Here is a 24,383-nt window from a genome sequence, read left to right on the forward strand (position 1 = left end):
CGGTGGAGCGTGGGGGCTACACCTCACCTGAGGGGATTGCAATACCCGCGTTTTTTGCCTCTGCGAGCAGTGTGGCCAGCTCGGCGGCCGAGTGCACATTGAGCCGGTCAAAAATCTTGCGCCGGTGCTCCTCCACCGTGCGCACGCTGAGCTCCATCTTCCAGGCGATGGTCTTGTTCAGCTCACCCGCTGCCACCAATGGCATCAGCCGCACCTGTTGGCGTGACAGACCCTCGATCAGCTGGCGCAGCGCATCGATACGTGCCATGCGCGCATGCCACTTCACCTCCAGCTCCAGCGCCCTGTGTATCAGCTGCACCAGCGCGTCGTCGGCATAGGGCTTTTCGACAAAGCTGAACGCGCCCTTGGCCATGGCACCCACCGCCATCGGAATATCGCCATGGCCGCTGAGAAACAGCACCGGCATGCGGTTGCCCAGGTCGCTGGCGATCAGCGCGTCGTGCACCTGCAGGCCCGACAACGGCTCCATGCGCACATCCAGTATGACGATGCCACGCGGCGCACCATGGGCGCTATCCAATGCGGCCAGCAATTCGGGGCCGCTGGCATAGGTAACCACGTGCAGGTCGTGCTGGCGCAGCAAAAAGGCGATGGACGAGCGCACGCCCTCGTCGTCGTCACACAGGTAGATGGTGATGGTCGGGGGTTCCGTTGTCGTCATGGTGAGGTGTCGCGGTTGTCGCGTCTTTTTTTGTTGTCGTCGTCGCCACGGCCGTGTCTGGTGGCAGTGAAAAGCTGAAGCATGCGCCGCCGCTGGCAGCATCTTCGGCGTGCAATACGCCGCCATGCGATTCGAGTATGGAGCGGCAAATCGCCAGCCCCAGGCCCGTGCCCTCTTTCTTCGTTGAGAAAAAGGCCTCGGTCAGCGTCTCGGTATCGCGCCCGTCCAGGCCGGGGCCGCTGTCGGTGACCGACACCGTGATCCAGCCGGCGTCGCGGCCCAGTGGCGGCGTGGTGATGAGCGCCGTTCGCAGCTGCAGGGTGCGGGGCTGCGCAGCGGTGTTGTGGGCCATCGCATCGCAGGCGTTGCGCAGCAGGTTTGTGATGACCTGCTCGATGCCGATGCGGTCCATGCGCACTGGCGGCAGTGATGCGTCCAGTTCCACCGTCACGCTGACGCCGGTGCGCTTGAGCTCCAGTTGCAGCAGCGTCACCGCGTCGGACACCACGGGGTTGATGTCGCAAGGCTCCAGCACCAGCTCGCGGCGTGCCAGCCGGGAACGGATGCGGTGCACGATGCCGCCGGCCGTAGACGCATGGCGCGACAGGGCCTGTGCCGCGTGCAGCAGATCGGGCTGCGTGCCGGGTTGCTTCTCCAGCGCCTTGGCAATGCCAGCGCTGTAGCTGACGATGCTGGTCAGCGGCTGGTTCAGTTCGTGGGCCAGTGTCGATGCCACCTCACCCAGCGTGGACAGGCGCGCATGGTTGGCCAGCACCTCGCGTTGGCGGCGCTCCAGTTCGCCCAGCCGCTTGCGCTCCGTCACGTCGACGATGGAGCCCATCCAGCCGACCTGCCGGCCTGCGCCGTCCACCAGCGGGGACTCGAACACCATGACATCGACCATGCGCCCGTCGCGGTGGCGCCAGCGGGTCTCATGCCCCACGCGTTCTGGGGCGTGGCCGGTCGTGTCGTGCTGGGCCTGCACCAGTTCATCAAACGCAGGGCCGTGGGCGGTCAGTTCTTCGACCGAATAGCCGACCATCTCGCAAAAGGTACGGTTGGCAAACATCAGCCGGCCCTGCATGTCGCGGGCGCGCAGGCCCACCAACGCAGACTCTTCCAGCGACTGGCGCCATGCGGCCTCACCGCGCCACGCCGCTTCAGCCCGCGTCACCTGGAGCATCTGGCGGCGCAGCAGCAGCGTCGCAATGGCAATCAGCACCAGAAAACCCGCCATCAGCACCACCGGCAGCGTCGTGAACCAGTGCGGCTGGCGCACGCGCTGTGTCAGCCGCAGCCGTGCATCGGGTATCGCCTTGAACGGTGTCTCATAGGTCTCGCCACGGGCCACGCGGCCCGGGCTTTCGGTGGACACGATCACCTGGCCCAGGCCGGACAGCAGCTGCACTTCGTACTGCGCGGCCAGCCACCAGAAGTCCTTGCTCTGGATGAAATCGGCCGGGTCATAGCGCGCGATCAGTTGCCCGGTCTGCGGGCGGCGTTGGTCGCTTGTGGGGGCAATCAGGTGCAGCGTGATGCCCTGGGTCTGCGGCTGCACCTGGGCGGCGGGTAGCTGCTCGCGGCTGGCCTCGGCCACGATGCGCATGTTCGCATCCAGCCAGATCACACTCAGCCAGCGCCGGTCCAGGCCGGCCGCGATTTCGGGCACGTTGGCGAGCTGGCGGTTGGGGTCGCTACCTGCCGGCGGCAGGTGCGTGGCCGCGGCGCGCAGGTTGACGGTCTCGGTCTCCAAACGCGCGGCCAACTGCGCCTCCAGGCTCAGCGTGTCCGCCATCACGGATTGGCGCAGCGCCGCGCGCTCCAGTGTGTCGTTCTCTTGCGCCCACGCCACGACCAGGGCGGTGAAGAGGATGGACAGCAGCAGCGGCGCCTCCCACAGGAACCGGCTCCACCGCGACAGCCCGGCCGATGGCGGCACTGGCACGTGGTGCGCGTAGTGGGCGATGGCGGGGGTGGACATGGGGGGAGTCTACTGAAGCCCACCACTGCGGCACACCTATACCGCGTCCCGCCAGGCCAGGCCCAGCGGCAAGCTGGCCGGTCCGAACAAAAAGTGCAGTACCCGCCGCTGGCTGGTGCCGGTCGCTTTGGACGATGCGTGCAGCAGCAGCGGGCGCATCAGCATCGCACCACCCTGGGCTACGGTGCATACCTGCTCAGACTGCCCTTGGCGAGCCGCAACGGCCGCTTGCGCATCCACTTTGCCCGCGCGGTGAGAGCCCGGAATTACGCGTAGTGGCCCGTCGTGGGCCGTGCAGGCATCGATATGTACGCGCACAGCTATGAGTTGCTCCAAAAGCTCGACCGGGGGCTGCACAAACGTCGCGCCTTCTTTCTCGGACCAGGGCCCCAGGCAGGGGTGATCCACATACCGCGCCACCGGGATGCTGACGTCCTGGTGTACCGGTACCAGCCAATTGCGGGTGGAAGACTTTTCGAAATACGTGCACTGCACGGCGACCAGTTCCCGGGCCAGCAACGGTGCCAACACCGGATGCTGGCGCAGCCGTACCGCCAATGCGCGGCACCATTCGTGCTGCAGCAGACTTCGTGTGCCAGCCGATGCACAAGCGCTGCCTACGATGCGCTGCGCCAACGCATCACATTCCGCTACCGTCAGCACCGGGTGAACAACTGCAAAACCCTGCTCTGCCAGCTGTTGGGAAGCCGACTGGTCTGCATCGACACAGTGCATGTCAGGTTTGAGAGTTGCTACATCTTTCATAGCTGCTTACGCTTTCTGCACGAGGGCTACAGCCCGATTCACTGGTTCTGTATGACCTGCAGCGGTGTTACAGCGCTGGCCGTGTGGCCCCAGGCGTGGCGGATGTAGGTCAGCACGGCGGCGATCTGCGGGCCGTCCAGTGTCTGCTGGAACGGGGGCATGCCGTAGGGGCGCGGGTTGCCGGCGGTGGCGGGTGGGTAGCCGCCGTGCAGCACGATCTGCACCAGGTTGGTGGGTTGGTCCATGGTCACGACGCGGTTGGCGGCCAGCGCCGGGTAGGCGCCGCGCGCGCCCTCGCCCTGCTCGCCGTGGCAGCTGGCGCAGTGTTCCTTGTAGACCTTCCGGCCGGTTGTGAACTGCAATGCCTCCGGGGCCTGGGCCACCCGTGCTGCCGGGGTTTGCTGCGGCAGGGCTTTCAGGAAGACGGCCATGGCCTGCAGGTCAGCATCCGGCAGGTGCTGCGTGCTGCCGAACACGACGTCGGCCATCGGGCCCATGACGCTGCCGTGGTCCGACGTGCCGTTCTTTAGTAGCGCCACAATCTGGGATGTGCTCCATTGGGCCACGCTGGCTTCGCGGGTGGATGCCAGCGACGGTGCGTACCAGTGCTGCATCGGTATCACGCCGCCCTGCAGTGCTTGCGCGCCGCTGCTGGCGCCCAGCACATTGCGCTCGGCATGGCAGGCGGCGCAGTGACCCAGGCCCCGCACCAGGTAGGCGCCGCGGTTCCATTGCGCCGACTGTGTGGGGTAGGGCACGAACTCCGTGGCACGGAAGAACAGGGCCCGCCACACGGCTAGCGCGACCTGGCTGCTGTAGGGAAACGCCAGCGCGTGCGGCCGGTTGGCTTGCTGCACGGCCGGCAGGCTGCGCAGATAAGCGAACAGCGCGTCGCTATCGGCACGGCTGACCTGGGTGTAGCTGGTGTAGGGAAACACCGGGTACAGCAAGCGGCCATCGGCCGAGCGCCCGTGGTGCATGGCGCGCCAGAACGTGGCCGGTGTCCAGCGGCCCAGGCCGGTGTCTGCATCGGGCGTCAGGTTGCTGGTGTAAACCGTGCCAAAGGGTGTGGCAATACCCAGGCCACCGGCGTAGTCAGGCCCGCCTCGGGCGGTGTGGCAGGCGGCGCAGTTGCCGGCGCGGGAAATGGTGGCACCATCGGCGATCTGTTGGGGTGTCGCGGTGAAGGGTGCTGCGGCGCTGTCGTCGATGGCCGCTTCGCCGCGCACATTGAGCCAGGCGACAAGGACTGCCATTGCCAGCATGATCAACAGCAATGCCAGCAGGCGGCGGATCCACATACGCATCAGTTTCGGCGGCGTTGCGTTGGAGGCGTCGTCGTTCATGGCTGGCACCCACTCCTACTGCAGGCCACTGCCGCAGTCTACCGGCAGCCGTGTGGTGCCGGCTGCCACCGCGTGCGTCTGGGCCGGCAGTGGCTGTGACGACAACCAGATAGCAATGGCGCTGACCTCGTCCACGGTCAGGCGCTTGGCGATCTGGCCCATGCAGTCGGGCGCGGCGGCGTGGCGCGTGTCGGTCTGCCACGCACCAAGCTGGCTAATGAGGTAGTCGCGTGGCAGCCCCAGCAGGCCGGGGAAGGCAGGCAGCACGCCAGTCATCGCGCTGCCATGGCATTGCGTGCAGGCGGGCAGCTTGCGCTGGGCATCACCGTGTTGCACCAGCGTTTGGGCTTGTGCCAGCACGGCGGCCGGTGCGTTGGCGGTTTGTGGTGGTGGGTAGGGCAGGTCCAGGCTGGCGAAGTAGTCGGCCATTTCGCGCAGGTAGGCGTCGGACAGGTGACCGACCAGGTGCGTCATCGCGGCGTTGGTGCGCCGGCCGTCGCGGAAGTTGCGCAACTGGTTGTACAGGTAAGCGGCAGGCTTGCCGGCAATGCGCGGGAAGTAGCCGGCATTCGTCGCCCGCCCCTCCTTGCCGTGGCAGACGGTGCAGGCCATGACGCGCTGGGCGATAGTGTCCGGCACGGTACGGGTTGGCGGTGGCACCGGTTCGGCCGCCTGCACCGCAGACCCCAGCAGCGTGGCAGCCAGCAGCAACGCACGCACTGCAGTGTTCATCAACTTGGGCATCGGGGGGTCGCCGGTTGGTCAAGCGGGCATGTTGAGTTGCGCCAGGCGCTGCGGCGTGCCGACATCGGTCCAGCGGCCGGTGTAGAGCTGGGCGGTGATGCGCTGCTGCGCCATGCCCGCGCGCAGCAGGTGCACCAGCGCCCCCTTGACACCCTGCGGGTTGCCCGAAGGTATATCGCACCAGGGCCGCGCAAACAGTGCGGCGCGGTACAGACCGATGGTGCTGTAGGTGTAGCGGGGCTGTGGGTCGTCGGCTGGCAGGTTCAGGGCCAGCCCCACGCCCTGCGTATTGCCGGGCGCGGGCACGAGGCCAAAGTCGCCTTTCGGGTTGTGTTCGGGGTTGGGCACCAGCCACAGGTGCGCCAGCTTGCCGCTGGAGATGAAGCGGTCCACATCGGCCTGGTGGAATGCAAAGTCGGGCGCGAATACGTCGCCGGCCAGTACCCAGAACACGCCATTGGCCTGCGCCGGGCACAGCAGTGGCAAGGCGCGCGCGATGCCGCCCGTAGTCTCCAGCGCGCCGCCAAAATCACGGCCCTCGTGCGAATAGTGGATGGACACTGACCGTGTAGTTTGCTCCTGATTTAATAGCTGCTTACGCACGTCCGACGAGGGCTCCAGGCTGAAAACGCTTGGATATTTGTCTGCAATCTGCTCACCCAGCCAGGCCGTGTTGACGACCACGCGGTCAAATCCGCCACGCGCCAGCGCCTCCAAGTGCCACTGCATCAGGGGCTTGCCCTGCACGGGTAGCAAGGGCTTGGGTGTATGGTCGGTCAGCGGGCGCATGCGCTCGCCGCGGCCGGCGGCCAGCAGCATGGCGGAGGTGGTGTTGTGCGAAGTCATTGGTTTTGATTTTGCCCTGACGCCGTAATAGGGCCCGCCGGGTTGCTTGCGAAATGCTCCACCACGTAGTCGATCCACACCCGCAGCTTGGCCGCCAAAAAGCGGTTTGGCGGGTACAGCAGCCATGCGGTGCCGGCGTAGTCGGTCTGGTGCTCCCACTCCTGCAGCACCTGCACCAGTGCGCCGCTCTGCAGGTGGGCGCGTGCGGCGAACTCGGGCAGGCTGGCGATGCCGAAACCTTCCAGCGCGCCCTCTAGCCGCACCTCGCTGTGGTTGGCCACATAGCGGCCGCTGACACGTACGCTGGTCGCTGCGCCGTCCTTGCGAAAACGCCAATTGCGGTCGCGTTCGTCCTCGCCCAGGTAGAGGCAGCTGTGCTGCGCCAGGTCACGCGGTTGGGCGGGCGTGCCGCGCGCGGCCAGGTAGACGGGGCTGGCGCAGACCAGATGGTGCAGTTGCATCAGCGGGCGCCCGGCCAGGCCTGGGGGCGGGCTGTCGGTGGCGCGTATCGCCAGGTCTATGCCGTCTTCAAACAAATCTACCGTGCGGTCGGTAATGACCAATTGCACATCCACCTCGGGGTAAGCGCGCAGAAAGCCTGGCATCAGCGGGTGGATCAGCTGGCGGCCCACCGCCTTGGCCATACTGATGCGCACCAGCCCGCGCGGTACGGCGGTGTGGGTGTCGCTCAGCGCCAGTACCTCACGCGCGGCGGTCCATAGCGACTGGCAGCGGTCGTATGCGGCGGTGCCGGCCTCGGTCAGGCGCAGCTTGCGCGTGGTGCGCTCCAGCAGGCGTACGCGCAGCACGCCCTCCAGCCGCGCGACCTGGCGGCTGACCGCAGACGGTGTCAGTCCTAATTGGCGCGCGGCGGCCGAGAAGCTGCCGGCGTCTACGACGCGGGCGAACACGGCCATATCTGGCAGGCTATCCAACGGGTTATTGATGCTCATGTCGCACAAGTGCTGTTCTGTACTACTAGATTATCAGCAACGGGGATTAAATAAACAATGAGGGTATGAACACCTTGCCCCTTGCTCCACCCAAGCACCTGCTGCGCCTGTCGGACCTGATGCTGCTGGCCGTGGCCATCGTCTGGGGGACCAGCTACGGCGTTGCCAAAGGCGCGCTGGCCTATTACCCGGTGCTGGGTTTTCTGGCGGTGCGCTTTATCCTGACTTTTGTGTTGCTGTTGCCGACGCTGCTGCGGCTGCAGCGGCCGCAGTTGCGGGACGCCCTGCGCACCGGATGGCCGCTGGGCCTGCTGATGCTGTGCATCTTCATCAGCGAGACCTTTGGCGTGGCGTTGACCCAGGCCAGCAATGCCGCGTTTTTGATCAGCCTGTGCGTCGTGTTCACACCCTTTGTCGAGTGGTGGATGCTGCGCAGCAAGCCCGAGCGCGCGGTGTGGGTCTTTGCCGCTGTGTCGCTGCTGGGTGCGGCACTGCTCAGCGGTGGACTGGTCGGCACCATGGGTTGGGGCGATGCGCTGATGCTGGCCGCCGCCGTGCTGCGTGCCATCACCGTGTGCCAGACCAGCAAGCTGACCCAGGGCAGCACTGCACCCGCGCTGGCGTTGACGGCGGTGCAGGCTGGTGTCATCGGTTTTGGCAGCCTGGTACTGGCCATTGCGATACCCGGCGGTCTGCCGGCGCTTCCTACCGATGCCGCGTTTTGGCAGGCCACGGTCTACCTGGTGCTGGGCTGTACGGTGTTTGCATTTTTCGCGCAGAACTGGGCGCTCAAACACAGCGCGCCCAGTCGCGTTGCCTTGCTGACCAGCAGCGAGCCCGCCTTCGGTGCAATGTTTGCCGTGCTGTGGCTGGGCGAAAGCCTGGGGCTGATGGGTTGGGTGGGGGGTGGACAGATTGTTTTGGCAGCCTTATGGACCAGTGCGCGGCGCCGCTGAGCCAGAGGGGAAGTTTGCACGGTTGGCTGTGCGGGAAATGTACTCGGCGCATACTGTGCCAAAGTATTTGCCGACACCCGTACGAAAAGGATTCCACCATGCACCGCCCACCCCTAGTCTGCCGCTATGCCCTGATTCTTTGCACGTTGCTGGGAATGGCCGCTTGCACAGCTGCAGCACCTGGGCCCAACCAGGCCGGTGCACCGGCGGACGGGCAGGCAGCCGAAGTAGCCGTCATGGCAAAAATCGAAGCATCCCTAGGCGAAGCACCGTGCACCTCAGACGCCCAGTGCCGCACGGTGGGCATAGGCGCCCGGGCCTGCGGCGGTCCCGCAGCCTGGCGGGCGTGGTCCACGCAAACAGGTGGCGAAAAGGGCGAAAGTCTGAAGAGCCTGGCGGACCAGTTAGCGGCGCTGCAACGCGACCGCCAAGCCCGCTCTGGCATGGCTTCCACCTGCCAATACATTGCCGACCCGGGTGCGGTATGCCAGGCCCAACGCTGCGTGTTGAAGAAGAGCCCCAACGGTAATGACTGACGGCAACGACTGACCACCAGGGTCGATAGTCCCCAGCACAATCCATCCGCACAATAGAAAAAGGGCTGCAAACTTGCGTCTGCAGCCCGATTCAAATGGCCCCACCTGCGCGGGGCTCAACACTTAGCGTTTACTGGCGCAGCTTCTTGGTAGCAACAGTCTTTTCAGTAAAGGCCAGGGGCGCACTGCCGTCCGTGTTCACACGCAACACGGTTGCCGCTTGTACGTTTCCACTGGCGTCCTTGAATTGCACGCCACCGACGTAGCGTCCACCGGATGCCAGACCCGACCACGACAAGCCCGCGGTAGCTGTGCTACCGGCATACACCGTGCTTGGCAGCAGTACGTTCAGGCTGCTGGAAGCATCGGCCGCGGTCACCACCCAGCTGGACAGGCGGTGCGTCATGGCTGCTGCACCACCGTACGCGCCCACGCAGACCTTGTAGGTACCGGGTGTGGGGTTGACCCACTGCACGGCTTCGTTGGAACCGTCATTGCCCGAGTACACCGCTTCGCCAGAAGGCGACACGATGATCAGGTCGTTGTCGTCGCCAACAGTACCCACGTCGGCATCGCGCGTCTCAAAGCGCGCCACGATGGTGTCGGCAGGTAGAGCGAACGGATAGACCTTGATGGATGCAGTGTCGGCGCCAGCAATGCAGGCAGCTTTCAACGTTGCGGCGGACGGCGCACCCGGCACCAGGCTGGCGGGGGAACCCATGGTCACGGCTTTCATGCCGCCCTTGTTGTAACCGGGTCGGCCATTGAAGTTGGTCGTCAGCGTGATCAGGCGATTGCCCGACGGCGTTGTGGCGGTAATCGAGCTGGGAGCCTGGATGGTTTTGCCGGTGCGTGCGGTGACCGGGCTGCGGACCACGTGTGCGCCGTCGCTCCAGGTCAACGAGCCGTAGGCCCATTGACCGTCTGCAACACCAGCGCCGGTCAGTGTCACCGTGAAGCTCTTGGTCTCGCCCGGTGCCAGCGTCAGCGTTGATGGCGTCACCACAACTGCAAAGCCCGGCACCGATGCCGTAGCCGTGTAGGTGGCGGTACCCGAACCCACGTTGGTCACCTTGCGGGTTACAACCGTGTTGCCAACCACTGCGCCAACGGTGATGCTGGGCAGGTTGAAGTTGTAGGTCTGGTCCAGCGTGCCGTAGGTCGTGCAGTCGGATGCGGGTGTGACCGCGGGTTTGTTGACATTGCACTGGTAGCGGATGAATTCGACCTTGCCATTGTCATAAACCAGGCCAGGATCCAGCGCCTTGTTGGGCACCACATGGCCGGCACCCTGGGACCAGGGCAGCAAACCATTCTGTTCACCCGGCAAGTTGTCGTTCAGTGTCGACATCGCGGTAGTCATCAGCGCCGATTTGATCGCTGCGGGCGACCAGGTGGGGTGCGCCTGCTTCAGCAGCGCGCCCAGGCCAGCCACATGGGGGCTGGACATGGAGGTGCCCTGGTAAGAAGACCACTCCGATGGCGGCACCAGCGTACCGTTGGCGACTGCATCGCGCTCCGCATTGGTCAGGCCTGGGGTTACCGTGGCAATGATGTCCACGCCCGGGGCCGTGAGGTCGGGCTTGAGCATATTGGAGTCCCCGGCATTGGGTCCGCGTGACGAGAAGCCGGCCATCACAGGGGCTGCTTGTCCTGCGTTGTAGTAGGTGCCAATGGCCACCGTGCCGCCACCCGCCTGGGCATACGCCTTGATGGCTGCACCGTCCGCGGCGTTGACGTGCACGGTAGGTACGCTGTGCACATCGGCCACCAGACCGGCGCCGTTGTCTGCCAGCACCATGCCGAGGCCGCCCGCGGCCTTGACGGCAGCGCTCTTGTCGGTACGCGGATTGGTACCGCGGGTACAGACAACGACCTTACCGGTCACCTTGACGGGGTCCAGCACGGCAGGGGTTAGGAAACACAGGCGCAGCTGGGTCGGGTCGGCACCGGGCAGGCCGGCGTCTTCCGCGCGGATGACCGGCTTGGCTGGCAGCGCAACGGCGTTGAAGGATGCACCGGTGTAGACCGTGCCATTGCCCAAGGTTGCCTTGGCCGCCAGTGCGCGGTCATGCGTGGAGGCTGCAACCGTGGTCAACCAGGGGCTGACGTGGGCTACTGCCTGTGCAGGGCCGCTATTGCCGGCCGATGCAGCAATAAAAACGCCCGCATTGGCGGCGCGCAGGAAGGCCTGCTCTACCGGATCGTTGACGCTGGTCTGGTTGCCGCTGATGGAGTAGTTGATGACATGCACGCCATCCGCTACTGCCTTGTCGATGGCCGCCACGCTGTCGGAGTTGAAGCAGGAGTTTTGGCTGCCTGTGCCGTCTTCGGCCGTGGGGTTCACATAGGTGTAGCAGACCTTGTAGGCTGCAATGCGCGCGCGCGGTGCAATGCCGGAGGCCGTGCCCACGTTGTTGCCACCCAGGGTCACCGGCGCGCCGCTGTTACCACCAGCGGTAGACGATGTGTGCGAGCCGTGCCCGCCATGGCCGGTAGCGCCTGCCACCGAATCACGCGGGGAGTAAAACTCGGTCCAGTGCTTGGTACTGCCAGACGCCAGGAAACCGGCGTTGAAATATTGGGCACCGATCAGCTTGTTGTTGCAATGGATGGCCGGGTTGAAGCCTTCGCCGCCCACACAGCTGCCGTTCCATCCTGCTGGTGGTGGGCCGTAGGCCAGCGTGCCTGTGCCAAAGACCGGTGTGCTGCCGTTGACACGGTCAGCATAAGAGGGGCTTTCGGGCCAGATACCACCGTCGATGACGCCGATGATGATGTCCTCACCCTTGAGGGGCTTGCCGGCAACGGTCTGCGACCACACGCCGCCGGGCGTGCTCAGGCCCAGAAAGGCGGGAGTGGAAATGGTTTCCAGCTTGCGAGCCTCGTCGGCAAATACCTCAACCACCAGCGGGCTGGATTTGAGGGCCTGCACTTCCGCAGGCGTCAGGCGGGCGGCGAAGCCGTTGTACACCGTGGAGTAGCGCGCGACGATGGGCGCGCCCGCGACCAGCGATGCAACCGTGGTTTGCTGCGCGTCCAGATAGCCTTTGTATGCCAGGACTGCGGCCGAGCGGCTGTTCAGGCGTGTGCCGGGTGCAGGCAAGGTGGCGCTGTAACCCGGCACGGTGCCGGTGTAGCTGGCCACGGGCTCAGCAGCGAGTTGCACGATGTAGGTGGCGCGGCTTTGCGCAAAGGCCGCGGTGGACAGGCCGGCCAGCAGCGCCAGCGTGGCCAAAGGTGTCAGTCGTTGTGTTGTAGTGGTCCGGGTCATACGCTTCCTTGTGCCATCGATTGGCGACGGCGGCGAACGGCGGCGCCGACGGACAGCAGGCCCAGCAGGAACATGGCAGAGGTTTCAGCTTCGGGTACGGCACTCACGCTGATGTTGTCCAGCGCAAACTGGCCTCTATCGCTCTTGAAAGCGTTGCAGGTTCCATCGGTACTGCAGGCAAAACCAAACGCGTACACCCTTTCGAACTGGGTGGCGGCGAAGCTGCCTGTTGTGTGGTAACTGCTAAATCCCAAAGCGCCGGAGGAATTAGGGCCGGCCAGCTGGAAGGTTTGGCTCAATGAAGTGCCAGAACTTGTGAAGCCCTGCAGGCGCAGCAAGCCGCTGACCGGGGGCAGTGTTGCACCGGAGGCTCCGATGAAACTGGCGTCAAAGCTGCTCACATTGAAAGATTGACCATCTGTGCGATCGAAGGCAACTACACCATCGTTGAGCGCGCCAAAAAACGTGGTTGGGTTGTTGCTCGGGCACACGACGCCTGCGCACATCGACAAATCGCCGCCATTGATGATGGCGCCCACCAGATCGCCAAACTGGGCGTTGGCGGCGTTGGAAAACGGAGTGAAATGGTAGCTGCCTTGCAGGAACTCATCTCCATGCGTCAGAAAAGGTGCAAATGGGGCGGTCGGGCTGCTGACCGGCTGTTCAAAGTCAATCAGCGTAGCCTGGGCGGCGCTGGCACTTAGGGCTACGGCCGCAACGGCGACCACGCGACGGAAAACATGTTTCATGGGAAAACCTTTACTTTGGTAAAAGAAAATGCCGCATGAAATGGCATGTCCAACGGTCGTCGAACGGGCGGTTTCCAGCGGCGAAGGCGCATAGTAACCACCGCCCCGCAATTTAGGGGTCAAATCGAGGGTAAGTACCAGTAAGCAATTCGCAATAAAGTGTTTCTGACTTGTAACAATTTAAACCCAAGGTCGGCGTCTGTGCGCTATCGCACGCCCACTGACACCTTTCCAAACACGGCCTGCGCCTCACGCGGCAGGCTGCGCCAGTAGTTCTCTCTCGCCGTCACCTCGCCGCCCAGTGCCGCGGCTGCATGCCAACCCCAGCGCGGCTCATACAAAAAGGCGCGGGCCAGCGCCACCAAGTCTGCCTCTGCGGACTGCAGCACGGACTCGGCCTGGTGCGCATCGGTGATCAGCCCCACGGCAATGGTGGGCAGGCCGCTGGCACTGCGAATATCGCGTGCAAATGGCACCTGGTAGCCGGCCCCCAGCGCGATCTTTTGCGCGGGCGACACGCCACCGGACGACACGTGGATGAAGTCGCAGCCCAGCGCCTTGATGCGCTTCGCGAACTCGGCGCTCTGGGTCACGTCCCAAGCACCCTCGACCCAGTCGCTGGCCGAGATGCGTATGCCCAGGACGCCGGTGTAGGCAGCGCGCATTGCGGCAAAGATTTCCAGCGGGAAGCGGATGCGGTTGTCAAAGCTGCCGCCGTATTCGTCGGTCCGCTGATTGGCAATGGGAGATAGAAACTCATGGATCAGATAGCCGTGGGCACCATGCAGTTCTATGGCTTCGATCCCCAAGCGGTCGGCCCGCTGCGCCGCCTGGACAAAGGCGTTGCGCACGTGGTCCATATGCGCGCGTGTCATTTCGGTAGGCGGAGGTTCGGTGGCCAGCTGCGGCAGGGCCGATGGACCAAAGGTTTCCCAGCCCCCTTGCGCGCTGGACAGCAATTGCGCGCCCTTCCACGGCAAGGCGCTGGATGCCTTGCGCCCGGCGTGCGCCAGTTGTATGCACACCGGCACCGGCGGGGCCAGTTTGCGGGCGCGTTGCAGGGTGTCTGCCAGCGCTGCCTCGGTGCGGTCATCCCACAGGCCCAGGCAGGCCGGGGTGATGCGGCCTTCAGGCACCACAGCAGTGGCTTCGATAGTAAAGAGTGCGGCGCCGCTATTGAGCAGATTGGCCCAGTGCACCAAATGCCAGTCGGTGGTTTCGCCGTTGTCGGCGGCATATTGGCACATGGGCGCGACGACGATTCTGTTGGCCAGCGGCAGGCCGCCGCGGGGCGATGGTAGGGTGTAAGGGGTGAAGAGTAGGCTCATGTCGTCAGCATAGTCCACACAACATTTGGGGCGACACATAGGGTTACTTGCTGTGTATCATTGCGGCCGGTTCTGTGTTAACCGTATAGAAGGAGGTCCTCACCATGGCTCTTATGGATTTCATCAAGAAACAGTTCATAGACATCATCCAGTGGACCGAAGAGGGCGATGGCACGTTGGCGTGGCGCTTTCCTATGCGGGACATGGAAATCCAGAACGGCGGCTCGCTTACCGTACGCGAGTCGCAAATGGCCATCTTCGTCAATGAAGGCAAAGTGGCCGACGTCTTTGGCCCCGGCACCTACAAGCTCACCACGCAGACCCTGCCGGTACTGACCTATTTGAAGAACTGGGACAAGCTGTTTGAGTCCCCCTTCAAGAGCGATGTGTACTTCTTCAGCACACGCCAACAGATCGACCAGAAGTGGGGCACGCCCCAGCCCATCACGATCCGCGACAAGGACTTTGGCGCCGTGCGCATCCGCGCCTTTGGTAACTACGCCTTCCGCGTCACCGACCCCAAGCTGTTCCACACCGAAATCTCTGGCACCCGTGAGGAATACACGGTGTCCGAACTGGACGGCCAGTTGCGCGGCCTGGTGTTGCAAAACATCAGCACCGCCATAGCCGCCAGCGGCATCCCCTTCCTGGATCTGGCCTCCAACCAGATCGAGTTTGCCAAAGCGCTGCGCACCACGCTCGACCCCGAGATGGCCAAGTTGGGCCTAAGGCTCGAGAACATGACGGTGCAAAGTGTCTCGCTGCCCGAAGAGCTGCAAAAGATCCTGGACCAGAAGATCGGCATGGGCATGGTCGGCAACGACATGGGCAAGTTCATGCAATACCAGACCGCACAAGCCATTCCCAAATTTGCCGAAGGCGGCGGCGGTGGTGGCGGTGTGGCTGGCGATGCCATGGGCCTGGGTGCCGGTGTGGCGCTGGGCCAGGTGCTGGCGCAAAACCTGCAAGCCGGTTTGCAAGGCAATCCACAAGCTGCTGCGCAGGCCGCAGCGGTGCAAGCGGCCGCGACTATCAACCCCAATGACATCATCGCCACGCTGGAGAAGCTGGGGGATCTGAAGGCCAAGGGCATCCTGACGGCCGAAGAGTTTGACGCCAAGAAGGCGGAGTTGTTGAAGAAGCTAGCCTAGTGGTTAGCCCGTGGCTTTGATTCCCTGCGGGGCTTCCTCACACCACCCCCTATCCCCCCCGCCCCTTTCCACCCTCGCCAGGGCGGAAAGGGGAGCTGAACAGCCATATTTGGCCTTGTCTTTGAAGGTGGCACGTACACGCGCCAATTGGCGTGGGGTCATGTGCGGCGCGGCCACCGGCTTCAACGCTAAACGGCACGTGCACTCCCCCTTGTTTGCATACGCGGCCAAATATGGCTGTTCAGCTCCCTCTTTCGCCCCGGTGGGGGCGAGAGAGGGCGGGGGGTGTGAGGGGGGAGGTGAGGAAGCCCCGCAGAGCAAAATCCCCCCAGTACGGCTCTAGCCAACAGGCCCCCAAAACCACAACATGGCCACCGAACCCACCCAACGCCGCTACTCCGCCCCCTGCCCCGGCTGCGGCGCCCCGGTAGAGTTCCGCTCCGCACAATCCACACACGCCGTCTGCGGCTACTGCCAGAGCACGGTGGTGCGCAATGGTGATGTGCTGGCCCGCATCGGCAAGATGGCCGAGCTGTTTGACGACCACAGCCCGCTGCAACTGTTTGCCACCGGCAAGTACCAGAAACGCAATTTCACGCTGATAGGGCGCCTGCAGTACAAGACTGCCGATGGCACCTGGGCCGAGTGGAATGCGATGTTTGACGACGGCACGTCCGGCTGGCTGGCCGAAGACAACGGCGCCTACGTCTTCACCCAGCCCAACACCCAGCAGCGCAATATGCCGCCGGCCGACCGCTATGTGGTGGGCAACCAGGTGGGCGTCAACGGCAAGCCTTTCAGCGTAGCAAGCAATGCATCGGCCGTGCTGATCAGTGCCCAGGGCGAGCTGCCCAAACTGCCGCCGCTGGGCCAACCCTTTGATGTGGTCGAACTGCGCAGTGCGGCCGGCGAAGTCATCAGCATCGACTACACCGGCACACCGCCTACTGTGTCGCAAGGCACGGCCGTGCTGCTGGACGATCTGGAGCTCAAGGGGCTGAAGGACGAATCGTCCAAAGAAGAAAAAGCCCGTGTATTCAATTGCCCGCATTGCGGCGCACCGGTCACCGTTGCGCTGGCCACCAGCAAGAGCATCACGTGCGGCAGTTGCAACAGCGTTATCGACCTCAGCTCGGGGCTAGGTGGCGAGCTCAAGTCCGCCATACAAGACGAGCCGGTGCAGCCGCTGATCCCGCTGGGCAGCACCGGCCAGCTGCAGGGCGTGCTGTGGCAGGTGGTGGGTTTCCAGCACCGCATGGGTGTGGCGCCGGGCGATGACGAACACTTTGGCTGGAGCGAATACCTGCTCTACAACCAAAAGCGAGGCTTCAGTTTTTTGGTGGATTCTGAAGAAGGTTGGAGCCTGGTGCGCCCCACCACCGGTGCGCCCACCATGTCCAGCTCGGAGGCGCGTAGCGCCACCTACATGGGCACGAACTACCCGCTGAAGTACAGCTATACCGCTGAGACCAATTACGTCTGTGGCGAGTTCTATTGGCAGGTGCAGCGCGGCCAGAAGACCGAGAACAAGGATTTCTCCAACGGCAAACGCATGCTCTCCATGGAGAAAACCCCGACCGAGGTGGTATGGTCCAGCGGAGACCAGATCGCTAGCGAAGTCGTGGCCAAGGCCTTCAAGCTGGAAAGCAAGCAAGACCTGCTCAAGCGCGATGTCGCACCGTTCAGCGCCGCGAAGAGCATAGGCATAGGCACCATCATCGTGATCGTTGTCGTCACGCTGATACTGCTGTCCCTGCTCAGCACCTGCTCCAGCTGCAACCCCCAGGTAGAGAACTGTTCTTCGTCATCCAGCTCGCGCAGTTCGGGTGGTTCGTTTGGCGGGTCTTCAGGCGGAGGAGGTCACAAGTGACGCATCCCATTTTTATATATTGATAGGAGAGTCCCATGGGCTTTGAAATGATAAAACCGGGCGTCGTGCTCAGCTCCCTGGTGTTCGCACTGATGGGCGTGATCATCTTTTGGCTGTGCTTCATCATCATCGACAAGATCACGCCTTACGATTTGTGGGGCGAGATTGTCGAGAAGCAAAACGTGGCTCTGGCGCTGGTCGTAGCCTCCATGAGTCTGGGCATTTGCGTGATCATCGCAGCAGCTATTCATTAATTGGATTTGTCGGATTCGATAGAGGCGCCCGCACGGGGCGCACCCAGACCCCTGGAAGTCACGCTGCTCGCCAGCGTATTTGTCGTGGCGGCTTGCGGCCTGGTGTACGAGCTGGCCGCCGGTGCGCTGGCCTCTTACCTGCTGGGCGACTCGGTCCTGCAGTTCTCCACCGTTATCGGCTGCTATCTGTTTGCGATGGGCGTGGGCTCATGGTTGTCGCGCTTTTTTGACCGCCAGTTGCCCGCGCACTTCTTGCGCATCGAGCTGATGGTGGCCCTGGCGGGCGGCTGCATGCCCGGCCTGCTGTTTTTGTCCAACGCGTACATGCCGGGCGCCTTCCGCTTCTTGCTGTATGCCATGGTCGGCGTGGTCGGCATCCTGGTGGGGCTGGAGATCCCGCTGGTCATGCGCATCCTCAAGCGCGAGGTGGCGCTCAAAGATTTGGTGTCGCAGGTGCTGACGTTCGATTACCTGGGCGCGCTGGCCGTGTCGGTGGCGTTCCCGCTGCTGCTGGTGCCGCAGCTGGGTCTTATACGCACCGGCCTGTTGTTTGGGTTGCTGAATGCTGCGGTGGCATTCTGGACGTTGTGGGTGTTCCGCCACGAGCTGCGGCATTTCGCAGCCCACACAACAGCCTGCGTGGTGTCGGTCGCGGCACTGGGCGCAGGCTTTGCGGTCGCTGACCACATCACCACGTTGGCCGAAGACAAGTTCTACCACGACCGCATCGTGCTGGCCGCCACATCGTCCTACCAGCGCATCGTCGTCACCAACGGCCGCACCGGGCACAAGCTGTTCCTGAACGGCAACCTGCAGTTTGCCGAACGCGACGAATACCGCTACCACGAGGCCCTGGTCCACCCCGCCATGTCCGCCTTTGGCGCGCCGCGCAAGGTGGCCGTGCTGGGTGGTGGCGACGGCATGGCCGTGCGCGAAATCCTCAAATACCCCAGCGTGGAAAGCGTGACCCTGGTCGAGCTGGACCCGAACATGACCGGCCTGTTCGCCAAGGACCCGGCCATGGCCAAGCTCAACGCCGGGTCACTCAGCTCACCCAAGCTGCGCATCGTCAACACGGATGCGTTCCAGTGGTTGCAGGGGAAAGATGAGCCGAGCACCGCCGGGCCGCCCCAAGGTGTAAGCGCCCCCGCCGGGGGCAGCGAACCACGCGCAGAGGGGAGCATGGGGGCCTCGCTGGCCGAGCAGGAAGTGTTCGATGTCATCATCGTGGACTTCCCCGACCCTACCAACTTCTCTATCGGCAAGCTCTACACCAACAGCTTCTATTCGCTGCTGTCCCAGCGTTTGTCGGCCAGTGGTTTTGCGGTGATACAGACCACGTCACCCTTGGTGGCGCGCCAGAGTTTCTGGACCGTTGCCACCACAATTGAATCAGTGGGTTTGCACGCTACGCCTTACCACGCCAACGTGCCAAGCTTTGGTGAGTGGGGCTACATCATCGCCAGCCACCGGCCCTGGCACATGCCGGCCAGCTTGCCCGAGGGCTTGCGTTATCTGGGCTTGAATACCCTGCCGCTGTTGTTCGACTTTCCGAAAGACATGGCGCGTGTGCCGGCCGAGATAAACCGGTTGTCGAACCAGGTATTGGTGACGACCTACGAGCAGGAGTGGGGGCGCGTGGCGCAGTAGTCGCGTCCGAAGGCAGTCACTACGTCACCTCGGTCGTCTTCAACCATTCGCGCGCCTTCTCCACCGTTCTTTGCAAATCCTGTGTGGTGGTTTCCCACAGCGTTGTCGTTCCCTCTTTGCTGCGAATCGCTTTCTCAAGCACCAGCGCCGAAGAGGTAAAACGCTTTGCACCTAAGCTTCCGATTGAACCCCGCAGAGTGTGCAGCATCCGCGCCGCCTGGTCGGGCTCTCCGTTTTGCCAGCAGTCTTGGGCGCGTTCAAGATCGCTTGTGGACCGCTCTATAACTCCGGATACCAGGCGGACAAGGGCCTTGCGTTGCGCCGGATCCTTCGCGCCTAGCTCAAGCAAGTCAGAAATCTCGAACTCACCTGTTCGATTGGCTTCGACTACCACCGGCGCAGCGCGGGGGGCGCGCACCTTGCGGGCTCGGACAAGGATGGTTGCGATCATGCGATCCACTTCGATGGGCTTGCCGATGAAATCGACCATGCCTGCGGCTGCGCACTTCTCCCGTTCGTCCGCCATGACCCCAGCCGTCATAGCGACGATCGGGGTCGCGACGCCCATGGTCTGTTTGATGATCCGGGACGCCTCGAAACCATCCATAACGGGCATCTGTACATCCATGAGGATGATGTCAAAGTGGTTCGGCCGCGCTTTCAGAATATCGACGGCAATAGCCCCATTTGTCGCAAGCGTCACGATGGCTCCGGCCTGAACCAGGATGCCGTTGGCAACAATCTGGTTGAGCTCATTGTCTTCCACCAACAGTATTTCCATACTCGACAGAGAACTGGTTTTGGCCGCTGCTACGACTGTGAGATTGGACGGTTGCCGCCCGCACTCTGCAGATAGCATCGTGTGCAAGGTATCAAACAGGCTTGAGCCGGTAACCGGTTTCAACAGGACTGCGTCGGCGATAGCGTGAACACCATCGGGCAGCTTGTTCCGGTGGAACGCATTGACCATGAGTATCAGTGGAATCTTTGCGGCCCACTCTTGTCGACGGATTCCTGCCATGGTTTCGGTACCGCCCATGCCCGGCATATCAAAGTCGGAAATAACCGCGTCGTACGGCGTGGAATTTGCGCTCTCTTCGACCAGCCGGATTGCTTCCACACCAGATTCGGCACCGAGAGCAGACCACCCCCAGCGCTCAATGGTCTTGCAGAGATAGGTCCGACTCGTCGCATTGTCGTCAACCACGAGTATGCGCAGGGGGCGTGCGAAGCCTGCGTAAAGCGCGTTTTGCGCGGCCGGTGCAATGCTTCTGAACGGCAAGTCAAGTTGAAAGGCGCTACCTCCCCCTACCGTGCTGACGACCGATATATCGCCACCCATAAGACGGGCAAGTCGCCTGGAAATAGTGAGCCCCAGACCGGTGCCTCCAAATCGTCGAGTCGTGGACGCGTCGGCTTGCTCAAAAGCGCTGAAAACCTTCCCGACCTGCTCCCCGGTCATTCCTATGCCGGTGTCGTGAACCGTGAAGCGCAGAAGCACTTCGCCGGTAGGTAAGGTATCGGCTACCTCCACGAGCAATCCGACCTCTCCTGCCTCGGTAAATTTGATTGCGTTGCTGATTACGTTGGCCAAAATTTGTTCCAGTCGGAACCGGTCTCCGTTGACCTCCGACGGTACGTCCTTTGAAACTCCCAGCGCCAGTTCAATCGGCTTTTCACCTGCGTTCACTGTCATCAGCGTTGCAATAGAGGACAAGGTCTCATTCAGAACAAATGGGTAGGCGACGACTTCGAGATGGCCTGCCTCAATCTTGGAAAAGTCCAGCACATCATTCAAGATGCTTAAAAGAAGTGTTCCTGACTTTTGGATCATGCCCACGTAATTGCGTTGGTCCACCGTCAGTTGCGTTGTCTCAAGCAGATGGCTGATCCCCAAAACGGCATTCATGGGCGTGCGAATTTCGTGGCTCATGTTGGCAAGGAATTCGCTCTTGGCACGGTTCGCCAGATCCGCCCTTTTTTCACTTTCCGCCTGCATCAACTCCGCATTCTTGCGCGCGCTGATGTCGGTGGCCAAAATGTGAAAGCCGACGACACTTCCGTTGCTGTCCCATGCCGGTGAAAAGTCGAACATGAGATGGGTGAACACACCAGTTTTGGCGGCACCGGTTGACAATTCGAAATGCACCGTTTGCCCCGCCAGCGCAGCGTGGATGTGCGGGCTCATGCGTTCGTACATTTCTTCGCCCACCACGCTGCGAATCTCTTTACCAACTATGGCGTCTGCGCTAGCACCAAGGTTTGTCATATGGATTGCGTTTGCAAAACGGTATCGTTCTGACACATCCGCATATGCGACATATGCCGGAATGTTATCCGTCACGTTGCGCAAGAATTCTTCGCTTTCGGCAAGTTTGCGCTCAGCCTCCTTGCGTGCGGAGATGTCACGCACGAAGGCGTTGGACACGTACCGATCACCGTCCCGGTATCCCGTTACCGAAAGCTCAACCGGGAAGGTCGATTGGTCTTTGCGGATCGCTTGGACTTCGATCGTCTTATTGAGCACAGGCCCAACACCACTGAGCGCAAACCTTCTTAACCCCTCTTCGTGCGCCGAGCGAAGATGCTCGGGAATGATGAGTTGGGACAAACTCCTGCCCACAGCCTCTGTCTCAGACCAGCCAAAAATTTCCACGGCCTTTGCATTCCAATCCTGTACGACGCCGGTTTCGTCCAGCGCAATAAATGCATCGTTTGAATTGACAAGAATGACGCGGTTGCGCGTTTGCTCTTTGACCAGCCGCTTCAGCACAGGCTGGACCTGCAAGCCGATCGCCCCCACGCCGAGCAGAATGGTTGCGATCACGACCGCAGCCAGTTCGGTAAAACGCTCACGCATCGGCGTGTATACCGTCGCTTCGTCGATCTTGACGACCATGCCGAGGTCGAATGTGCCAACCGGTGAATATGCCGCAAGCACTGGAACTTGCCGTAGGTCCTTGACACGCAGGGTACCGGTCTCGCCTAGCAGTGCGCGACTAATTGGAAAACTGGGTCTGCCCTCCGCGCTGAACATCGGGATGCGCTTGGCATCGGCATAGAGGAGGCTGGGAGCACAAACAGCGGTATCGCCCTCTCTGCCACACAGCAGAATGTCCGCAGATACGCCTTTCTTTTGGATTTCGGCAATCAGCTTGTCGAAGGTTGGGAGTCTCTCCTCCACAATGACCCGGCCGACCATTTTGTCGCCAGCCATAACCGCGTTTTCGACAGACATGGCGTAGCCATTGTTCCAGTGCAAAAAGACGATCTGGCCAGGAACATTCAGTCTGATTTTTACGACGGATGCGCCTATTACCGACTGGCCGGCCTCTACAAGCGGGGCGCCGTCAGGCCCGTAGAAACGGACTTGGGCGATACCCGCTGTCAAGAAACTTGCGCCGACGTTGCCCAGGAATGCAATGGCCTTGGGGTCGTTGCGCGTCTTGGCCAGTGTACCCATCGTCTCGACAACGGATGGGCGTGTGACGATAGTTTTTGGAAACCACAACCTGCTGTTGAGGGTGTTCTCCAATGAGGTTGCGTTGGCCGTGGCCGACAGCGCAATGTTGTCCAGCACGGCCTGTTCCAGGCCGCCCCGTAGCAATCCAAATCCGGCCGCGGCGATGCTGGTCACCACAAACAACAGGATGGCGGCCACACGTGAACTGATGTTGCGGCTAGTCGCTGTGACTGAATCGTCCTTGGAATGTGCGAGACCGTATCGGAGGAAGATCAATCCAGCGCCGACAGCCCCCAGCCCGAATGCAGTTGTCGGGAGCATGTTGTTGAAACGTACGATACGGTACAGGGCGCCCAACTCCAATGCATAGCTGAGCGCGGCTAGGAGGGCAATGAAAACAATCGTGCCGCCAGCCCACGAAAGAAATCGGGCGGAGTGGAAGCTGCGTTGCTTGGTCCAAAAAAGAAGTAGGCTCAGGAACGCGATGACGAAGCAAGCGCAGGTATTGGGCGCCGGCAGGCCCGGAAAAGGATTCTCTGTGGTGGGCGTGACGGTTCCGCGTACAAAAGCCAGTCCCAATGGAACGTCCAGCAAACTTTGCGTGAGCAACGCCAGTGCATAGGCCAGCCCGCATGCCGAGACCAAGCGTGCAGCGTTTGATAACCGGTTGCCAACTTGGTGGGGCGACAAGGCGAGCACAGCGCCGCATGCCACAAACATCATTGGCGTGTTCAGGCCCATCCTCTGAATCAACTTCAATAGTGGTGATGTAACCAATGGTTGAAGGGTGAATAGGCCAATACCGATGGCTCCAAGCGCAATGGCGATAAACGCGCTGGCCCCTTGACCCCAACGGACTTGGTTGGCTGCGGTGGAATTGATCACTCGGCTACCACGCAACGATTGCGCCCGGCTTGCTTTGCGGTGTAGAGCGCCCGGTCTGCCAATTCGATAAGCTGGCGTGCGTTCGCGTCGGCACCTGGAATCTGTGAAACGATTCCTACGCTGATGGTTACGTATTGGGTCACGGAATCGGGATGCGCCAAGTGAAGCGCTTCGACTTTTTGGCAGAGCCATAGGCCATATTTCAGAGCATCCTCAGCGGGCGAGTCGGGGATGATGACCACAAACTCCTCGCCACCGTACCGCGCCACTATCTCGCCCGGTCGGCGTGTACAGCCCGACAACGCTTTCGCCACTTCACGCAGGCAGTCATCACCGCGCTGGTGTCCCAGGTTGTCGTTGTACTTCTTGAAGTGGTCCACATCGATAAGCGCAATGGACAAGGGTTGCCTTTGCCTGCGATGCCGGGCGATTTCTGTTTCCAGACGACCGTCGAAAAAGCGCCGGTTAAACAGTGCCGTGAGCCCATCGAGGTGGGCCAATTCCTCCATCATCATCGCGCTTCTTCTCAGCGCCAAGTGGGTGTCAACACGCGCGCGAACAATGGCGGATCGGAGCGGTTTTGCAATAAAGTCGACAGCCCCGAGTTGCAGTGCCTTGACTTCTACGTCTTCGTCATCGCCCGCCGTGACAAACAGTATTGGTATCCCACTTGTCTCCGGTTCCGCCTTGAGGCGACGGCAAACTTCAAATCCATCCATTCCATCCATCGAAACATCCAGCAGGATGAGGTCAGGCTTGGTTGAATGAGCCATTGCGATGCCCGTCTCGCCACTGAGCGCACCGACAACGGTGCCTTTGTCGCCCAAGAGTAACGACAGAAAATCAACCATGGAAGCGTCGTCATCGATGACCAAAATCGTAAAAGACGCGTTGGCTATGGTTGTCATGGCGCGCTTGCCGATTGGATGGAATCGGGCCAGAAACGGAGC

The 24,383-nt window shown here is 62.2% G+C and carries 18 protein-coding genes; 6 read left to right on the plus strand and 12 right to left on the minus strand.

The window, feature by feature from the left end; translation table 11 throughout:
- Nucleotides 1-16: 16 nt before the first annotated feature.
- From AC097P_RS04535 to AC097P_RS04565, 7 genes are read right to left on the minus strand one after another with little or no spacing between them, the layout of a single operon-like run.
- Entirely contained in the window at nt 17-682 is a 666-nt protein-coding gene (locus AC097P_RS04535) for a response regulator transcription factor (RefSeq protein WP_479609166.1), read from the minus strand.
- On the minus strand, nt 639-2,663 hold the full coding sequence (locus AC097P_RS04540; RefSeq protein ID WP_479609167.1) for a sensor histidine kinase: 2,025 nt from the start codon (nt 2,661-2,663) through the stop codon (nt 639-641). The genes AC097P_RS04535 and AC097P_RS04540 overlap by 44 nt, the downstream gene beginning before the upstream one ends.
- A gap of 36 nt (nt 2,664-2,699) precedes the next feature.
- Nucleotides 2,700-3,428 (minus strand): phytanoyl-CoA dioxygenase family protein, encoded by a 729-nt coding sequence (locus AC097P_RS04545; protein ID WP_479609168.1) that lies wholly within the window; start codon nt 3,426-3,428, stop codon nt 2,700-2,702.
- Nucleotides 3,429-3,466: 38 nt separating this feature from the next.
- Nucleotides 3,467-4,774, minus strand: a complete 1,308-nt coding sequence (locus AC097P_RS04550; RefSeq protein WP_479609169.1) for a c-type cytochrome — start codon at nt 4,772-4,774, stop codon at nt 3,467-3,469.
- A 15-nt stretch (nt 4,775-4,789) separates the two neighbouring features.
- The gene (locus AC097P_RS04555; protein WP_479609170.1) at nt 4,790-5,506 is read right to left on the minus strand and encodes a c-type cytochrome; all 717 of its coding nucleotides are present in this window, start codon (nt 5,504-5,506) and stop codon (nt 4,790-4,792) included.
- 30 nt (nt 5,507-5,536) lie between these two features.
- Nucleotides 5,537-6,364 carry a nucleotidyltransferase family protein gene (locus AC097P_RS04560; protein WP_479609171.1) on the minus strand — a complete coding sequence of 276 codons (828 nt, stop codon included), beginning with the start codon at nt 6,362-6,364 and terminating at the stop codon, nt 5,537-5,539.
- On the minus strand, nt 6,361-7,317 hold the full coding sequence (locus tag AC097P_RS04565) for a LysR family transcriptional regulator (RefSeq protein WP_479609172.1): 957 nt from the start codon (nt 7,315-7,317) through the stop codon (nt 6,361-6,363). The genes AC097P_RS04560 and AC097P_RS04565 overlap by 4 nt, the downstream gene beginning before the upstream one ends.
- 65 nt (nt 7,318-7,382) lie before the next feature.
- Between AC097P_RS04565 and AC097P_RS04570 the strand changes: the two genes are divergently transcribed.
- Complete coding sequence (locus AC097P_RS04570; protein WP_479609173.1) at nt 7,383-8,273, plus strand: DMT family transporter; 891 nt, start codon at nt 7,383-7,385, stop codon at nt 8,271-8,273.
- A 98-nt stretch (nt 8,274-8,371) separates the two neighbouring features.
- Nucleotides 8,372-8,809 carry a hypothetical protein gene (locus tag AC097P_RS04575; RefSeq protein WP_479609174.1) on the plus strand — a complete coding sequence of 146 codons (438 nt, stop codon included), beginning with the start codon at nt 8,372-8,374 and terminating at the stop codon, nt 8,807-8,809.
- 130 nt (nt 8,810-8,939) lie between these two features.
- On the opposite strand, the gene AC097P_RS04580 is transcribed toward AC097P_RS04575, so the two are convergent.
- The 3 genes from AC097P_RS04580 to AC097P_RS04590 all read right to left on the minus strand — a co-directional run bounded on the left by AC097P_RS04580 (nt 8,940) and on the right by AC097P_RS04590 (nt 14,160).
- The gene (locus tag AC097P_RS04580; protein WP_479609175.1) at nt 8,940-12,083 is read right to left on the minus strand and encodes a S8 family serine peptidase; all 3,144 of its coding nucleotides are present in this window, start codon (nt 12,081-12,083) and stop codon (nt 8,940-8,942) included.
- Nucleotides 12,080-12,832: an NF038120 family PEP-CTERM protein gene (locus AC097P_RS04585; protein WP_479609176.1), complete on the minus strand. Its 753-nt coding sequence runs from the start codon at nt 12,830-12,832 to the stop codon at nt 12,080-12,082. The genes AC097P_RS04580 and AC097P_RS04585 overlap by 4 nt, the downstream gene beginning before the upstream one ends.
- Before the next feature lie 206 nt (nt 12,833-13,038).
- A complete protein-coding gene (locus AC097P_RS04590; RefSeq protein ID WP_479609177.1) occupies nt 13,039-14,160 on the minus strand; it encodes an NADH:flavin oxidoreductase/NADH oxidase in 1,122 nt (373 codons plus the stop codon).
- A 104-nt stretch (nt 14,161-14,264) separates the two neighbouring features.
- Between AC097P_RS04590 and AC097P_RS04595 the strand changes: the two genes are divergently transcribed.
- The 4 genes from AC097P_RS04595 (at nt 14,265) to AC097P_RS04610 (ending at nt 19,085) form a co-directional block, all read left to right on the plus strand.
- Nucleotides 14,265-15,311: an SPFH domain-containing protein gene (locus AC097P_RS04595; protein ID WP_479609178.1), complete on the plus strand. Its 1,047-nt coding sequence runs from the start codon at nt 14,265-14,267 to the stop codon at nt 15,309-15,311.
- A 367-nt stretch (nt 15,312-15,678) separates the two neighbouring features.
- Nucleotides 15,679-17,181: a DUF4178 domain-containing protein gene (locus tag AC097P_RS04600; RefSeq protein WP_479609179.1), complete on the plus strand. Its 1,503-nt coding sequence runs from the start codon at nt 15,679-15,681 to the stop codon at nt 17,179-17,181.
- A 35-nt stretch (nt 17,182-17,216) separates the two neighbouring features.
- The gene (locus AC097P_RS04605; protein WP_295778186.1) at nt 17,217-17,435 is read left to right on the plus strand and encodes a DUF350 domain-containing protein; all 219 of its coding nucleotides are present in this window, start codon (nt 17,217-17,219) and stop codon (nt 17,433-17,435) included.
- Nucleotides 17,436-19,085 (plus strand): polyamine aminopropyltransferase, encoded by a 1,650-nt coding sequence (locus AC097P_RS04610; protein WP_479609180.1) that lies wholly within the window; start codon nt 17,436-17,438, stop codon nt 19,083-19,085. It abuts the gene before it with no gap.
- Nucleotides 19,086-19,104: 19 nt separating this feature from the next.
- On the opposite strand, the gene AC097P_RS04615 is transcribed toward AC097P_RS04610, so the two are convergent.
- Complete coding sequence (locus tag AC097P_RS04615) at nt 19,105-23,433, minus strand: response regulator (protein ID WP_479609181.1); 4,329 nt, start codon at nt 23,431-23,433, stop codon at nt 19,105-19,107.
- Nucleotides 23,430-24,341 (minus strand): diguanylate cyclase, encoded by a 912-nt coding sequence (locus tag AC097P_RS04620; protein ID WP_479609182.1) that lies wholly within the window; start codon nt 24,339-24,341, stop codon nt 23,430-23,432. The genes AC097P_RS04615 and AC097P_RS04620 overlap by 4 nt, the downstream gene beginning before the upstream one ends.
- Nucleotides 24,342-24,383: the final 42 nt, after the last annotated feature.

Source organism: Rhodoferax sp. ZS1R8 (assembly GCF_056521325.1).

What these genes read in the sequence shown, in the direction of transcription:
- AC097P_RS04535 (WP_479609166.1), bottom strand. Translation starts at nt 682, where the DNA reads ATGACGACAACGGAACCCCCGACCATCACCATCTACCTGTGTGACGAC.
- AC097P_RS04580 (WP_479609175.1), bottom strand. Translation starts at nt 12,083, where the DNA reads ATGACCCGGACCACTACAACACAACGACTGACACCTTTGGCCACGCTG.
- AC097P_RS04590 (WP_479609177.1), bottom strand. Translation starts at nt 14,160, where the DNA reads ATGAGCCTACTCTTCACCCCTTACACCCTACCATCGCCCCGCGGCGGC.
- AC097P_RS04605 (WP_295778186.1), top strand. Translation starts at nt 17,217, where the DNA reads ATGGGCTTTGAAATGATAAAACCGGGCGTCGTGCTCAGCTCCCTGGTG.
- AC097P_RS04555 (WP_479609170.1), bottom strand. Translation starts at nt 5,506, where the DNA reads ATGAACACTGCAGTGCGTGCGTTGCTGCTGGCTGCCACGCTGCTGGGG.
- AC097P_RS04600 (WP_479609179.1), top strand. Translation starts at nt 15,679, where the DNA reads ATGGCCACCGAACCCACCCAACGCCGCTACTCCGCCCCCTGCCCCGGC.
- AC097P_RS04575 (WP_479609174.1), top strand. Translation starts at nt 8,372, where the DNA reads ATGCACCGCCCACCCCTAGTCTGCCGCTATGCCCTGATTCTTTGCACG.
- AC097P_RS04570 (WP_479609173.1), top strand. Translation starts at nt 7,383, where the DNA reads ATGAACACCTTGCCCCTTGCTCCACCCAAGCACCTGCTGCGCCTGTCG.
- AC097P_RS04540 (WP_479609167.1), bottom strand. Translation starts at nt 2,663, where the DNA reads ATGTCCACCCCCGCCATCGCCCACTACGCGCACCACGTGCCAGTGCCG.
- AC097P_RS04565 (WP_479609172.1), bottom strand. Translation starts at nt 7,317, where the DNA reads ATGAGCATCAATAACCCGTTGGATAGCCTGCCAGATATGGCCGTGTTC.
- AC097P_RS04560 (WP_479609171.1), bottom strand. Translation starts at nt 6,364, where the DNA reads ATGACTTCGCACAACACCACCTCCGCCATGCTGCTGGCCGCCGGCCGC.
- AC097P_RS04620 (WP_479609182.1), bottom strand. Translation starts at nt 24,341, where the DNA reads ATGACAACCATAGCCAACGCGTCTTTTACGATTTTGGTCATCGATGAC.
- AC097P_RS04550 (WP_479609169.1), bottom strand. Translation starts at nt 4,774, where the DNA reads ATGAACGACGACGCCTCCAACGCAACGCCGCCGAAACTGATGCGTATG.
- AC097P_RS04585 (WP_479609176.1), bottom strand. Translation starts at nt 12,832, where the DNA reads ATGAAACATGTTTTCCGTCGCGTGGTCGCCGTTGCGGCCGTAGCCCTA.
- AC097P_RS04545 (WP_479609168.1), bottom strand. Translation starts at nt 3,428, where the DNA reads ATGAAAGATGTAGCAACTCTCAAACCTGACATGCACTGTGTCGATGCA.
- AC097P_RS04595 (WP_479609178.1), top strand. Translation starts at nt 14,265, where the DNA reads ATGGCTCTTATGGATTTCATCAAGAAACAGTTCATAGACATCATCCAG.